Source organism: Bradyrhizobium sp. Arg816 (assembly GCF_029989365.1).
In the GTDB taxonomy this organism is placed as follows: Bacteria; Pseudomonadota; Alphaproteobacteria; order Rhizobiales; family Xanthobacteraceae; genus Bradyrhizobium.
In genome coordinates, this window is sequence record NZ_JAPRAQ010000002.1 from 91,834 (window position 1) to 104,270 (window position 12,437).

The following is a 12,437-nucleotide window of genomic DNA, read 5'->3' on the forward strand; positions in this document are numbered from 1 at the left end:
CCGGAGTTCTCATGATCCGTCGTCTCGCAATTCTTGCCACGATCTTTGCCGCGCTCTTCAGCGCGGTCCCGGCGGTGGCGCAGCAGCTGCCGGCGAACCTCGACAAGGCCAACGCCATCGTCATCGACACCACCAAGGGCCGCATCGTCATCAAGCTGCGGACCGACATCGCGCCCCAGCATGCCGAGCGCATCAAGCAGCTCGCGCGCGAGGGCTATTACAACAACGTGCCGTTCCATCGCGTCATGGACGGCTTCATGGCGCAGACCGGCGACGGCGAGAAATTCAACGGCACCGGCGGCTCGAAATACCCGAACCTGAAGCAGGAATTCTCCAAGGTTCATTTCGCCCGCGGCATTGTCGGGATGGCGCGGCGCGGCGACAGCGTCGATAGCGCCAACTCGCAGTTCTTCATCATGTTCGCGGACGGCGGCAGCCTCGATAACCAGTACACTGTGATCGGCGAGGTCGTGCAGGGCATGGACGTCGTCGACAAGCTGAAGAAGGCACCGCCCGGTTCGGCCGGCGGTGCCGTCACCGATCCCGACAAGATGGTGAAGGTCCAGGTCGCCTCCGACATCAAATAGGATGAGAACATGGCGCGCTGTGGCAATGGGCTTCTACTGGCTGCCGCGCTGCTGCTTTCAGGCGTTTCCGGCGCGACCGCCGAGGACGCGCAGGTCAACACCATCCAGGACATCTTCCAGCACCTGCGGACCTGCTGGAAGCCGCCGCCGCCCAACAAAGCTCGCCCTATCGACATCACCGTCGTCGTGAGCTTTAACCGGGCCGGAAACATTCTGGGCCATCCGAGGATTACCTATGAATCCGCGGAGGCCTCCGACAATGACCGGCTGCAATACCGGGTCGCGGTGATGGAGGCGCTGCAACGCTGCACGCCGATGCCATTTACCGATGCAATGGCCGGCGCCGCCGCGGGTCGTCCATTCGCGATCCAGTTCCGTAACCGGAAGACTTCACCCCCAACGCAAGAGAGACGAGTATGAGCGTCACCGAAAACACCCTGATCCTCGAGACCACGCAGGGCCCCGTTACCATCGAGATGCGGCCCGATCTCGCGCCCGGCCACGTCGCGCGCATCAAGGAACTGGTCCGCGAGGGCTTTTACGACGGCATCGTGTTCCACCGCGTGATCGAGGGCTTCATGGCGCAGACCGGCTGCCCGCAGGGCACCGGCACCGGCGGCTCCGGCAAGAAGCTGAAGGCCGAGTTCAACAAGGAACCGCACGTGCGCGGCGTCACCTCGATGGCGCGTGCAGCGAGCCCCGACTCCGCCGATAGCCAGTTCTTCATCGTCTTCGACGACGCCCGCTTCCTCGACAACCAGTACACGGTGTGGGGCAAGGTCACCGAGGGCATGGAGAACGTCGACAAGATCAAGCGCGGCGAGCCCGTCCAGAACCCCGACAAGATCGTCAAGGCGCGGATGGCAGCGGACGCGGAGTAAGCGGTAGACCCTCATCCTGAGGAGCGCGGAACGCGCGTCTCGAAGGATGAAGGCCCCGCTGCTGCAGCTCGGCCTTCATGGTTCGAGACGGCGCTAGCGCGCCTCCTCACCATGAGGGTCTGGCTGTGTCGCGCTAGGCCCTATCATGCGCACTGATCTCTTCGATTTCGATCTGCCCGCCGAGCGCATCGCGTTGCGCCCGGCGAGCCCGCGCGACTCTGCGAAGATGCTGGTCGTGGAAGGTGGTGCGCTGCGCGACCAGATCATCACCGAGCTGCCGCAATGGCTGAAGACGGGCGACCAGCTCGTCGTCAACGACACCAAGGTGATCGCGGCGCAGCTCAAGGGGCGCCGCATCGGCCGCGAGACCGAGCCCAAGATCGAGGCGACGCTGATCAAGCGCCTCGACGGCTCGCGCTGGCAGGCGCTGGTGAAGCCGGCGAAGAAGCTCGTGGCAGGCGACCGCATCCGCTTCGGCAATGAAGGCAAGGTCTGCCTGCTCGGCCATCTCGACGCCGAGGTCGAGGCGAAGGGCGCGGAGGGCGAGGTGACACTCTCGTTTAGTTTCCACGGTCCTGCGCTCGACCAGGCGATATCAGATCTCGGCAGCCCGCCGCTGCCGCCCTATATCGCCTCGAAGCGCACGCCCGACGATCAGGACCTCGCGGACTACCAGACCATGTTCGCTGCGAACGAGGGCGCGGTCGCAGCCCCAACTGCGGGACTGCATTTCACTCCGGCGCTGGAGCAGGCGCTGAGCGACCGCGGCGTCGGCATCAACCGCGTCACGCTGCATGTCGGGGCAGGGACGTTCCTGCCGGTCAAGGTCGAGGACACCGAAGGCCACAAGATGCATGCCGAATGGGGCACGATCTCGGCCGAGACGGCGGAGCGGCTCAACGCCGCACGGCGGAACGGCGGGCGCATCATCGCCGTCGGCACGACGTCACTGCGGCTTCTGGAAAGCTCTGCGGCCGAGGACGGCACCATCCAGCCGTTCACAGCCGAGACGTCGATCTTCATCACCCCCGGCTATCGCTTCCGTGCCGTCGATATCCTGCTGACCAATTTCCATTTGCCGAAGTCGACGCTGTTCATGCTGGTGTCGGCGTTCTCCGGGCTCGAAGCGATGCAGCAAGCGTATGCGCACGCGATCGCGAAAGGCTACCGGTTCTATTCGTACGGGGATGCGTGCTTGTTGTTCCGCGCGCGCGACTAATTTCGGCGCCGTAGGGTGGGCAAAGCGAAGCGTGCCCACCATCTTTCGTAGATGCGCGAGGGAAGTGGTGGGCACGGCGCTTGCGCGCCTTTGCCCACCCTACGACACCTTGCGTTACGCCATCACGCGCTGTGGCAACAGCTCCGCGATCTGCACGGCGTTCAGCGCGGCGCCCTTGAGCAGCTGGTCCGCCGCCACGAACATCGAGATCGAATGCCCTGAGGGATCGCTGAGATCCTTGCGGATGCGGCCGACCAGGACGTCGTCCTGGCCCGAAGCGTCGATCGGCATCGGGAAGTAGTTCTTCACGCGGTCGTCGACGAGCTTCACGCCGGGCGCCTGCGCCATGATGGCGCGGACCTGGTCCTCGGTGATCGGCTTCTCGCATTCGAAGGTGATGGCCTCGCAATGGGCGCGCAGCACCGGCACGCGGACGCAGGTGACGCCGATCGCGATCTTGTCGTCCTCGAAGATCTTGCGGGTTTCCTTGATGACCTTGGTCTCTTCGTCGTTGTAGCCGGTCTCGGGATCGACGGCGGTGTTGTGGTTGAAGAGATTGAAGGCGTAGGGGTGCGGCATGACCTTGGGCGTATAGACCTGCCCGTTGAGATTGGCGCGGGTGGACTCGACGAGCTCGTCCATCGCGGCGGCGCCGGCGCCGGAGGCCGCCTGGTAGGTCGAGATGATGACGCGCTTGATGCGGTTGTTCTGGTGGATCGGCCAGAGCGGCACCAGCGCGGTGATCGCGGCGCAGTTCGGGTTGGCAATGATGCCCTTGTGGTCGCGGATGCGGTTGGCGTTGATCTCGGGGATCACCAGCGGCACGTTCGGGTCCATGCGGAAGGCCGAGGAGTTGTCGACCACGACGGCGCCGGCCTTGACCGCTACAGGCGCGAACTTCTTGGAGATGCTGCCGCCGGCGGAGAACAGAGCGATGTCGACGTCCCCGAAGGCGCGCTCGGTCAGCTCTTCGATGACGACGTTCTGCCCGCGGAACCACACCGTCTTGCCGGCCGAGCGGGCGCTGGCGAGCGCCTTGAGCTTGCCGACGCGAAAGCCGCGCTTGTCCATGGTGGCGATGAATTCGGCGCCCACCGCACCGGTGACGCCGACAATCGCGACGACGGGATCGTTACTCACATTCTCCTCCATTGCATTGAGCTGAAGACAACAAAAAAGCCCCGGACCAGAGGTCGGAGCTTCGGTAGAGTGGATTGCGTTTAAGTCGACGACCTACGCGCGCACGCCTCCCCGGGCCCCGAAGGCCGTGGTGGTTTTGGTCGTGCGTTTGGTGGTCGTGAACATGGCGGCGACTTATGCGGGAGAGTTTTGCGCCCGTCAATGGCTTTTCGGCGGGATTGTGGCTGCCGCTATTTCACCCGGGCGCCCGGCGGCTCCAGGATGACCTCCTTGAGGTTGTCGCCGCTGATGACGACGATCGCGAAATTCAGCCGGCCCTGTTCGCGCACCAGTCCGCCGCTGATCGCCTTGCCGGAGGCCGCACGTTCGGCGACGTGCACGGCATCCGCAAGGCGGTGCTTGATGGCACCGAGCGCCGCGAGGTTGCTGCGGTCGTCGAGATCGAGTTCGGCCAGGGGGAGGGCGGCTTCGCCGCCGACGAGCTCGCCGGTCGCGGCGTTGATGGTGTGGCGCCAGATGCGGTCGTTGTGCAGGGTCTTCACCCGGTAGACCGGCACGCCGGAGCCTCCGTCGAAACTCACATCCGCCGTCGTGGCGCCGGCGTGACGGGCTTCCGCGATCGCCATGGCCTGGCTGATCGAGATCGACGAGCTGCGGAATCGTTCGATTTCGCGGCTGACCGCTTGGCGGTCCACCCCGGCATCACCATCTGTGTCGCCGTGAAGCGCGGTCGGCGTGCCTCCGGTCACGGTCGCCTGCGCCGGCGCGGCAAGGAGCAGCGCGGGCAAGGCGATCGCGAGTAATACCGAGATCCATCGTTTGGCTGTCGTCATGCTCGAAACCCTCGGCCAGCGAGTGTGCCGGATGATCGTAAAGAATTCGCGGCCGGCCTTGGGCATCGGCCGGCCGCGGAGCGTCGCAGCGGGCTGTACCCCGGCACGGCGATCTTGGGCGGTGCGGACGACCTTGGGGCCGGTGAAAAAGCGGTCCGTATCGCTTATAACTAAACCATACCGTATCGTTTTGTTTTGGTCAATGACGCGGGCGTAACCTCGAAGGGGAAACGTCGCTACCTCACGGAATTGTCAGCGGGATGGGCGCCGCCGCTGGGTGCCCTTTGCGGCGCTCTGGATGCGGTCTGCTGGTCCCAGCGCACCAGCCAGGAACAGCTTGATCGCCGCGCGCATGCGCTTCTCGGCGGCCTTCAATTCCAGCGCCGTTCCGAACGTCGCCAGGCGGTGGGTGTGACCGACGACGACGTCGAGGAACACCTCTGCCGCGATCGTGGTGTCGTCGACGTCGAGTGCGCCCTGCGCCACCAGATGGTCGAAGAAGCGGGCCGTGGTAGCGACGGCCTTCAGCCAGCCTTCCTCCTTGCCGAGCTTGGCGATGTCGGGGAAGTTGATGGCCTGTGACGTCATCATGCGGCTGAATGCGACAGCATCGGGCCCGCAGGTGAAGGTCAGCATCTCCCGCCCGATCTCGACCAGCCGCTGCTCGACCGAAATGTCCGAGGCGCTGGAGAGCTGGGTCTCGGCGGCTGCCGATAGCGGCGCAAGCCAGCGCGCGATTTCGCGCCTCAGCACGGCGGCAAACAGGCCGCGCTTGTCCCCGTAACGGGAATAGACGGTGGGTTTGCTGACCCTGGCCGCTTCGGCGACCGCGTCGAGCGAGGTCGCGTCGAAGCCGCGATCCAGGAACAGGCGGGTGGCGACCTCGATCAGCCGCTGATCGCGCTCGATCGCAGCGGTTTTCGTCGGACGGCCGCCGCGCGATTTCGGCACCTCGCGCCGTGGCGTTGCTGGTTTTGTCCTGGTCGCAGTCAATCCCATGCCCAATGATTCCTGCGCGCTTCTAATCGTCGACATTCGCTCTATATCGCGCAGGAGCGGGGGCGTCATCGCGAATCTGGCCGAATTGGCCATATCGTCAACGGTTTCGGCACGGTCTCGTTCCGTCACGAGAGATCACGGCAGCTTCGAAGTCCAGGCCTGGCCGGAGGCAGCCTTCTCATATCCGTATTGATACAGCGCCCGCATATAGGCGGTGTCGAACCCTTCCGAAGGCGGCGCGGGATAATCGCGCGCGATGTAGGAGAGGTGGAAGCCGAGATTGTTGCGCTTGGCGAAGTCATAGGTCGAGAAGATGATCGAGCGCGTCTGCGACTGGGTGATCGACGACAGGCTGCGCGAGGCGACGTCGATGGTGCTGTTGGACACGAGCTCGAAATTGCGTTCGATCTTCTTGTTGACGAGGATGTAGATGTTCATCCGCGCGTTGCCGGGCAGGCGGTCCTGGGAGAGCAGGGCTTCCGGCAGCGTCAGCACCGGCGCGGTCACGCCGCCGTCGACATGCATCTCCTGAAATCTGCGGCCCTGGCCTTCGGCGTCGATCATGATGGGCGGAAACACCAGGGGAATGCTGGCGGAGGCCGCCATCACGTCGCGAAACAGTTTGAGCGCCTCGGGTGTTCCGACCGCTGCGATCTTGCCCATGTCCCAGATGGCCGTCCGTTGGGTGTCGAGATCGGTGGTCACCACCAGCAGCCTTCGCCCCTTGGCATTTTCACGCGCGACCTGTGCCATGATCTCCGGCCCGACATAGCGGGCGACGAGCTCGCGCAGCCGCGTGTTGCCGAACAGGCCGGATCCGAACAGCACGCGCATGATGCTGGGATCGTTCAGGAGGCTCTCGGCGATGCCGCTGGTGTAGACCTCCCTCAGCGTGTCGTCATATTGCGAGCCGAGGAACGCAAAGGGCGCGATCAGGCCGCCGGTGCTCACGCCCGAGACGACCGAGAAGGTGGGACGGGTTCTGGCGGCGGTCCAACCGCTCAACACGCCGACGCCATAGGCGCCGTCAGCGCCGCCGCCGGAGAGCGCCAGATAGGATTTCGTGGCGGTGCTGGTGTCCTTCTCGAAGCTGAATTTCGTGACGGGCTCGTCGGCGTAGCGCCTGAGACCGTCGATATCGAGCACGCGCGACGTGCTGGCCTCGGCGGCCGTATAGGGCGTGCGGGGCAGGGAGGTGCAGGCGCCGAGTGCCAGGCTGCACGCCAGAACCAGGAATCCGGTCAGGCGGACGCCTGTCTGTCTGATCCAGCCGCGCGAGGGGCCGGACATTTCGGTCGAACATGAAGCGGAGGGCATTGTCGGTGGCTGACGATCACGCAAATACTGCCGCCGGCATTATTCACCGCGGCATCTCGTCCAGCCCCGCGTAAAAACTACACTGTATCGTTTTGTTTGGCAAGCCCGCCGGGCGATCAAGTCGGCGTCAAATATGTCCCGGTCTGAACCACAAGCCGGCTCTGGCGTGGTCCGGGCGGGTTGATCAGCCTCTTCCGACACGCAATAAGCACGACCATGAATCTTCCCGACACCGGTCTACCCAATCATTTCGAGCTGCTCGCCACCGATGGCGCCGCGCGCACCGGGCGCCTGACCACGCCGCACGGCGTGGTGCGGACGCCGGCCTTCATGCCGGTCGGAACCGCCGGCGCCATGAAGGGCATGCACTGGCGCGAGGTGCGCGAGGCCGGCGCCGACATCGTGCTCGGCAACACCTATCATCTGATGCTGCGTCCCGGCGCCGAGCGGATCTCGGCGCTCGGCGGCCTGCAGCGGTTCACCGGCTGGAACGGGCCGATGCTGACGGATTCCGGCGGCTTCCAGGTGATGTCGCTGTCGGACCTGCGCAAGGTCACCGAGAACGCCGTCACATTCCGTTCGCATATCGACGGCGCCAAGGTCGAGCTGTCACCGGAGCGCTCGATCGAGGTGCAGCGCTTCCTCGGCTCCGACATCGCCATGCAGATGGACGAATGCGTGCGGCTGCCGGCCGAGCGGGACGACATCGAACGGGCGATGCAGCTGTCGCTGCGCTGGGCCGAGCGAAGCAAGCGCGCATTCGAGAGTGCGCCCGACGGTTACATGCTGTTCGGCATCGTGCAGGGCGGCGACGTGCCGCAGCTTCGCCACGCCAGCGCCGAAGGCCTCGTCGCAATCGGCTTCCACGGCTATGCCATCGGCGGACTTGCCGTCGGCGAGCCGCAGGCGGTGATGCTGGCGATGATCGACGAGACCGCACCGATGCTGCCGAGGGAGCGGCCGCGCTATTTGATGGGCGTCGGCACGCCGGACGACATCCTCGAGGCGGTCAAGCGCGGCATCGACATGTTCGATTGCGTGATGCCGACGCGGAATGGCCGGCATGGCGTTGCCTTCACGCGCTTCGGCCAGGTCAATTTGCGCAACGCGCGCCATGCCGATGATCCGCGCCCGCTCGACGAAGAGAGTTCCTGGCCGTCGGCGCACAACTACGCGCGCGCCTACCTGCATCATCTCGTCAAGGCGGGCGAGACGCTGGGCGCCATGCTGCTCTCCGAGATCAATATCGCCTACTACCAGTTCCTGATGCAGGGCATCAGGGACGCGATCGCACACGGGACGTTCGACGAATTCTACCAGCGTACGCGCCAGGACTGGGCGAGGGGCGACATCGCCGCGCGCTAATCAATTGCAGACGATCCGCTGCTTGACGGCGTGCTTGGTCACGAAGCCGTAGCCGCAATTGTCGCAAGTCCAGAGATAGCTGATCAGGCGGTCAGAGATGTAGGCGGATGCTTCGGCGGCGACCATCGAGTCAGCGCAGACGGGGCAGGTGGGCAACTCGCTGCAACGCGGGTCGCGGTGATATGCGACGGTCGACAACACTTCAGCAACTGCTGGCATCGTGGTGACCTCTCTGCTTTGAGACCTAAGTCTAACATAGACCGAATCAGTTGACGAGGTCGCAACACAAATGCGTTGGTTTTCTGATAATTACAGCTCACGCGATTTTGCGATGCAGCGTATTTAACATGTGCCGCATTGTCGCTTGCGTGTCGTCCCAAGCTGTCCGTTACTGCGCAAGAGACGCTGCAGAAACAGAAATTGTCGTCACAGGGAGTTCATCATGGACGCATCGTCCAACACGGGTGCAGCGCACCAGCCCGGCCGCGGCCGGATCTACTCTTCGATCGTCGAGGCCTTTGGCGACACGCCGATCGTGCGCTTGCAGCGGCTGCCGGGCATGCACGGCGTCAACGCGACGATTTTGGCAAAACTTGAATATTTCAATCCCGCCGCGAGCGTGAAGGATCGCATCGGCGCGGCCATGATCATCGCGATGGAGAAGGCCGGCATCGTCAAGCCCGACACCGTGCTGATCGAGCCGACCTCGGGCAACACCGGCATCGCGCTCGCCTTCGTCGCGGCCTCGCGTGGTTACCGGCTCAAGCTGGTGATGCCGGAATCGATGTCGATCGAGCGGCGCAAGATGCTCGCCTTTCTCGGCGCAGAGCTGGTGCTGACGCCAGCGGCACAGGGCATGAAGGGCGCGATCGCGACCGCCGAGGAGCTCCTGAAGACGACGCCGAATTCGGTCATGCCGCAGCAGTTCAAGAACCTCGCCAATCCCGAGGTGCACCGCCGGACCACCGCCGAGGAGATCTGGAACGACACCGGCGGCAACGTCGATATCTTCGTCGCCGGCGTCGGCACCGGCGGCACCATCACCGGCGTCGGCCAGGTGCTCAAGCCGCGCAAGCCGTCCTTGCGGGTGGTGGCGGTCGAGCCGGAGGAAAGTCCGGTGCTCTCAGGCGGCCAGCACACGCCGCACAAGATCCAGGGCATCGGCGCCGGCTTCGTGCCCGAAATCCTCGACCGCTCGGTGATTGACGAGATCGTGAAGATCAACTCGACGACCGCGATCGAGACCGCACGGGCGCTGGCGCGGCATGAGGGCATTCCCGGCGGCATCTCCTCGGGCGCGGCGATCGCGGCTGCGCTCCAGATCGGCAAGCGGCCGGAAGCTGCGGGAAAAACCATTCTGGCTATAGTGCCGTCCTTCTCCGAGCGGTATCTTTCGACGGCTCTGTTTGAGGGAATCTAGGACATGACGGATCAACCGAGGCGGCCGCGCACGCTGGGCGATGCGCGGTCGGAGGCCGAGGCGGCGTTCAAGAAGGTGACCGCCAAGGTCACCGTGGCGCCACCGAAGCCGAACGTGGCGCCGGGTATCAAGGAGCAGGTCACGCTGCGCATCGACCAGGACGTGCTGGAGTTCTTCCAGCAGGGCGGACCGGGCTGGCAGGACCGCATCAACGAGGCGCTGCGCAAGGCGGCGGGGAAGTAAGGGCCGGCCGCCGGGGCGCTGGAATTCAGAGGACCTGCGACAGAAACCGCTGCGTTCGCTCGTCCTTGGCTGCCGTAAACAAGGCTTCCGGCGGCCCGTGCTCGACGATCACACCGCGGTCGGTGAAGTAGACGTGATCGGCGACCTCACGCGCGAAGTTCATTTCATGGGTGACGAGGAGGCAGGTCATGCCATCCTCGGCAAGCTCCCGGATGGTGACCAGGACCTCCTTGACCGTTTCCGGATCGAGGGCGGCCGTCACTTCGTCGAACAGCATGATGTCCGGTCGCATCGCCAGCGAGCGGGCGATGGCCACGCGCTGCTGCTGTCCGCCTGAGAGTTCGCCGGGATAGGTATCCTCCTTCCCCGCGAGCCGCACCTTGGCAAGCAGCGCCCGGGCGCGGGCTTCGACCTCGGCACGTTTCTGGCCGAGAACATGGATCGGCGCCATCATCACGTTCTGGAGCGCGGTCTTGTGCGGGAAAAGATTGTACTGCTGAAACACCATCCCGACCTTGCGGCGCAGCGCCAGCTTGTCGAGCCTGGGATCGGACACCTCGATGCCTTCGATCTGAATGCTGCCGGACGTAATCGGCTGGAGCGCATTGATGCAGCGGATCAGCGTGGATTTTCCTGATCCGGACGGGCCGATGATACAGATCACCTCGCTCTTTTTGACCGACAGGCTGATGCCTTTCAGAACCTCGAGAGCTCCGAACGACTTTCTGACGTCGACGCATTGGACGATGGGCTGATCCGGAGTCCAGCTCGTGGCCATGCTCTGCTCCCTCAGCGTATGCGGAACCGGCGCTCGAGACGAGCGGTCCAGAGGTTGATCGGATAACAGTAGAGAAAGAAACACAGCAGCGCGAAACCATAGAGCGGCGCGAACAGCTCCGGCCTGCCGCCTTCGGCGGCATGCACCTGCGCCGTCAGCGTGAGCATTTCCGAAACACCGACGATCGATGCCAGCACCGTCGACATCGCGACCAGCGCATAGACGTTCATCCAGGGCGGCAGCATGCGCTTGATGCATTGTGGCAGCATGATCAGCCACATCGTCTGGCGCCGCGTGAACGAGAGCGATTCCGCCGCCTCCCATTGCGTCGACGGAATGGAGCGGACGGCACCGCGCACGACCTCCGCGACATTCGCCATCACGGGCAATGCGAAGCCCACCGTTGCCTTGATCCAGTCCGGCAAGGGGATGGTCGTCTTGAAGAGGGTGATCTGGAAGGGCACCAGAAACATGACGAAGAACAGCAGCACCAGCCAGGGCGCGTTGCGGAAGAATTGAGTCAGGAGCCAGCTGACGGTTGCGAGCGGTCGAAACTCCGACAGCAACCCCAGACCCAGGCCAAGCCCGGCGATGGTCCCCAGCAGCATGGCCAGCAGGGAGATCAGGATATTGAAGGCGAACCCTCGCAGCAGCAGCGGCGACCATTTCACGATGACTTGCAGCGGGGATAGCACCGCCGGTCCGGTCTGCGCCCACGCGGTGGACGCGGCCATGATGGCGCAGAAACAGAGGATCGCTGCGGCCAGCGGGCCGATCCGAACGGACATCCGGGCCTGCATGGGACGATACGGCAGAAGGACGGCAAGCCTGTGCTCGGCCTGGGCGTCTTTCATCGGGCATATCCCGGGATGCGCATCGCCCGCTCCCAGCGATGCATCAGCCAGACGAGGACGCCGACAAGGATGCCGTAGGTCGCCAGCAATACGACCATCATTTCGAAGACGTTCTGCGATTCCGACCAGATCTGCTTGACCGCATACAGCGTCTCGGGAACGGCGATCGCGTAGGCGAGCGTCGTCGTCTTGAGCAGGTTGACGAGGTTGTTGTTCAGTGCGGGAAGGCAGACGCGAATGGCCAGCGGAAGGACGATATGGACGTAAGCCTTGAGGCGCGTATATCCGAGCGCTTCCGCGGCTTCCAGCGTCGTCCTCGGCACCGCCTCGATACCGGAGCGGAAGATTTCGACGTTGAAGGCGGCCGCGAACAGTGACAGCGAAATGATGGCCCATTGGACGTTGCTCAGCAGCGGAACGCGCATGCCCGCCGCCTCGACCGCTGGGAGCATGGTGCCGAGGCCGAAATAGAAAAAGAAGATCTGGACCAGCGGCGGCGTGTTGCGGAACACCACCACGAAAGCATTGACGGGCAACCGCAACAACATCGACGGACTGCCCTGCAGCAAGGCGCCAACCGCGCCGATCATGAGGCTCAGCAGGATGGTCGTGACACTCAGAAGCAACGTCATCTTGAGCCCGCCGAAATAGCGATCCCAATCGTAGGCATCGTAGAATACGGAGAAATTCAGCCCCGTTGTTTCGTAGAGCCGTTGAAACCAGTCGCCGATTTCGTGCATTTTGCGCGACACCAAACTGTTGAGGCGATGCCTCGTATCAGTGCATTGGCTCGACCTGTTC

General features: G+C 64.1%; 15 protein-coding genes. 7 read left to right on the top strand and 8 right to left on the bottom strand.

Features of this window, described 5'->3' with window-relative positions; all coding sequences use genetic code 11:
• Positions 1 to 11: 11 nt before the first annotated feature.
• From OWC48_RS05445 to queA, 4 genes are all read left to right on the top strand, one after another.
• Complete coding sequence (locus OWC48_RS05445; RefSeq protein WP_063983168.1) at positions 12 to 587, top strand: peptidylprolyl isomerase; 576 nt, start codon at positions 12 to 14, stop codon at positions 585 to 587.
• Between the two features lie 9 nt (positions 588 to 596).
• Entirely contained in the window at positions 597 to 1,007 is a 411-nt protein-coding gene (locus tag OWC48_RS05450; protein WP_282519044.1) for a hypothetical protein, read from the top strand.
• Entirely contained in the window at positions 1,004 to 1,468 is a 465-nt protein-coding gene (locus OWC48_RS05455; protein ID WP_282519045.1) for a peptidylprolyl isomerase, read from the top strand. The genes OWC48_RS05450 and OWC48_RS05455 overlap by 4 nt, the downstream gene beginning before the upstream one ends.
• A gap of 145 nt (positions 1,469 to 1,613) precedes the next feature.
• Positions 1,614 to 2,687: a tRNA preQ1(34) S-adenosylmethionine ribosyltransferase-isomerase QueA gene (queA, locus tag OWC48_RS05460; RefSeq protein ID WP_282519046.1), complete on the top strand. Its 1,074-nt coding sequence runs from the start codon at positions 1,614 to 1,616 to the stop codon at positions 2,685 to 2,687.
• A 114-nt stretch (positions 2,688 to 2,801) separates the two neighbouring features.
• On the opposite strand, the gene OWC48_RS05465 is transcribed toward queA, so the two are convergent.
• The 4 genes from OWC48_RS05465 to OWC48_RS05480 form a co-directional block, all read right to left on the bottom strand.
• Entirely contained in the window at positions 2,802 to 3,839 is a 1,038-nt protein-coding gene (locus tag OWC48_RS05465; protein ID WP_282519047.1) for an aspartate-semialdehyde dehydrogenase, read from the bottom strand.
• Between the two features lie 218 nt (positions 3,840 to 4,057).
• Complete coding sequence (locus tag OWC48_RS05470) at positions 4,058 to 4,660, bottom strand: PepSY domain-containing protein (RefSeq protein WP_282519048.1); 603 nt, start codon at positions 4,658 to 4,660, stop codon at positions 4,058 to 4,060.
• Positions 4,661 to 4,912: 252 nt separating this feature from the next.
• Complete coding sequence (locus OWC48_RS05475; protein WP_282519049.1) at positions 4,913 to 5,659, bottom strand: TetR/AcrR family transcriptional regulator; 747 nt, start codon at positions 5,657 to 5,659, stop codon at positions 4,913 to 4,915.
• Positions 5,660 to 5,794: 135 nt separating this feature from the next.
• The gene (locus OWC48_RS05480; RefSeq protein WP_282519050.1) at positions 5,795 to 6,949 is read right to left on the bottom strand and encodes a patatin-like phospholipase family protein; all 1,155 of its coding nucleotides are present in this window, start codon (positions 6,947 to 6,949) and stop codon (positions 5,795 to 5,797) included.
• A gap of 243 nt (positions 6,950 to 7,192) precedes the next feature.
• Here OWC48_RS05480 and tgt point away from each other — a divergent pair, with 243 nt between their 5' ends.
• Positions 7,193 to 8,341, top strand: coding sequence for a tRNA guanosine(34) transglycosylase Tgt (gene tgt, locus OWC48_RS05485; RefSeq protein WP_282519051.1), 1,149 nt, complete (start codon positions 7,193 to 7,195; stop codon positions 8,339 to 8,341).
• Here tgt and OWC48_RS05490 read toward each other — a convergent pair whose 3' ends face one another.
• A complete protein-coding gene (locus OWC48_RS05490) occupies positions 8,342 to 8,560 on the bottom strand; it encodes a hypothetical protein (RefSeq protein WP_282519052.1) in 219 nt (72 codons plus the stop codon).
• Between the two features lie 223 nt (positions 8,561 to 8,783).
• Between OWC48_RS05490 and cysK the strand changes: the two genes are divergently transcribed.
• Positions 8,784 to 9,761, top strand: coding sequence for a cysteine synthase A (gene cysK, locus OWC48_RS05495; RefSeq protein ID WP_282519053.1), 978 nt, complete (start codon positions 8,784 to 8,786; stop codon positions 9,759 to 9,761).
• 3 nt (positions 9,762 to 9,764) lie between these two features.
• Positions 9,765 to 10,004, top strand: coding sequence for a BrnA antitoxin family protein (locus OWC48_RS05500; protein WP_282519054.1), 240 nt, complete (start codon positions 9,765 to 9,767; stop codon positions 10,002 to 10,004).
• Between the two features lie 25 nt (positions 10,005 to 10,029).
• On the opposite strand, the gene OWC48_RS05505 is transcribed toward OWC48_RS05500, so the two are convergent.
• The 3 genes from OWC48_RS05505 to OWC48_RS05515 are packed head-to-tail and all read right to left on the bottom strand — an operon-like array spanning position 10,030 to position 12,376.
• Complete coding sequence (locus tag OWC48_RS05505; protein WP_085404707.1) at positions 10,030 to 10,782, bottom strand: amino acid ABC transporter ATP-binding protein; 753 nt, start codon at positions 10,780 to 10,782, stop codon at positions 10,030 to 10,032.
• A gap of 11 nt (positions 10,783 to 10,793) precedes the next feature.
• Complete coding sequence (locus tag OWC48_RS05510; protein ID WP_282519055.1) at positions 10,794 to 11,636, bottom strand: amino acid ABC transporter permease; 843 nt, start codon at positions 11,634 to 11,636, stop codon at positions 10,794 to 10,796.
• Complete coding sequence (locus tag OWC48_RS05515; RefSeq protein ID WP_282519056.1) at positions 11,633 to 12,376, bottom strand: amino acid ABC transporter permease; 744 nt, start codon at positions 12,374 to 12,376, stop codon at positions 11,633 to 11,635. Before OWC48_RS05515 ends, OWC48_RS05510 begins: the two co-directional genes overlap by 4 nt.
• Positions 12,377 to 12,437: the final 61 nt, after the last annotated feature.

Excerpts from the sequence above, each read along its gene's own strand:
- OWC48_RS05515 (WP_282519056.1), bottom strand. The coding sequence starts at position 12,376 with ATGCACGAAATCGGCGACTGGTTTCAACGGCTCTACGAAACAACGGGG.
- OWC48_RS05455 (WP_282519045.1), top strand. The coding sequence starts at position 1,004 with ATGAGCGTCACCGAAAACACCCTGATCCTCGAGACCACGCAGGGCCCC.
- tgt (WP_282519051.1), top strand. The coding sequence starts at position 7,193 with ATGAATCTTCCCGACACCGGTCTACCCAATCATTTCGAGCTGCTCGCC.
- OWC48_RS05475 (WP_282519049.1), bottom strand. The coding sequence starts at position 5,659 with ATGGGATTGACTGCGACCAGGACAAAACCAGCAACGCCACGGCGCGAG.
- OWC48_RS05445 (WP_063983168.1), top strand. The coding sequence starts at position 12 with ATGATCCGTCGTCTCGCAATTCTTGCCACGATCTTTGCCGCGCTCTTC.
- OWC48_RS05490 (WP_282519052.1), bottom strand. The coding sequence starts at position 8,560 with ATGCCAGCAGTTGCTGAAGTGTTGTCGACCGTCGCATATCACCGCGAC.
- OWC48_RS05465 (WP_282519047.1), bottom strand. The coding sequence starts at position 3,839 with ATGGAGGAGAATGTGAGTAACGATCCCGTCGTCGCGATTGTCGGCGTC.
- queA (WP_282519046.1), top strand. The coding sequence starts at position 1,614 with ATGCGCACTGATCTCTTCGATTTCGATCTGCCCGCCGAGCGCATCGCG.
- OWC48_RS05505 (WP_085404707.1), bottom strand. The coding sequence starts at position 10,782 with ATGGCCACGAGCTGGACTCCGGATCAGCCCATCGTCCAATGCGTCGAC.
- OWC48_RS05500 (WP_282519054.1), top strand. The coding sequence starts at position 9,765 with ATGACGGATCAACCGAGGCGGCCGCGCACGCTGGGCGATGCGCGGTCG.
- OWC48_RS05510 (WP_282519055.1), bottom strand. The coding sequence starts at position 11,636 with ATGAAAGACGCCCAGGCCGAGCACAGGCTTGCCGTCCTTCTGCCGTAT.
- OWC48_RS05470 (WP_282519048.1), bottom strand. The coding sequence starts at position 4,660 with ATGACGACAGCCAAACGATGGATCTCGGTATTACTCGCGATCGCCTTG.
- OWC48_RS05450 (WP_282519044.1), top strand. The coding sequence starts at position 597 with ATGGCGCGCTGTGGCAATGGGCTTCTACTGGCTGCCGCGCTGCTGCTT.
- cysK (WP_282519053.1), top strand. The coding sequence starts at position 8,784 with ATGGACGCATCGTCCAACACGGGTGCAGCGCACCAGCCCGGCCGCGGC.
- OWC48_RS05480 (WP_282519050.1), bottom strand. The coding sequence starts at position 6,949 with ATGTCCGGCCCCTCGCGCGGCTGGATCAGACAGACAGGCGTCCGCCTG.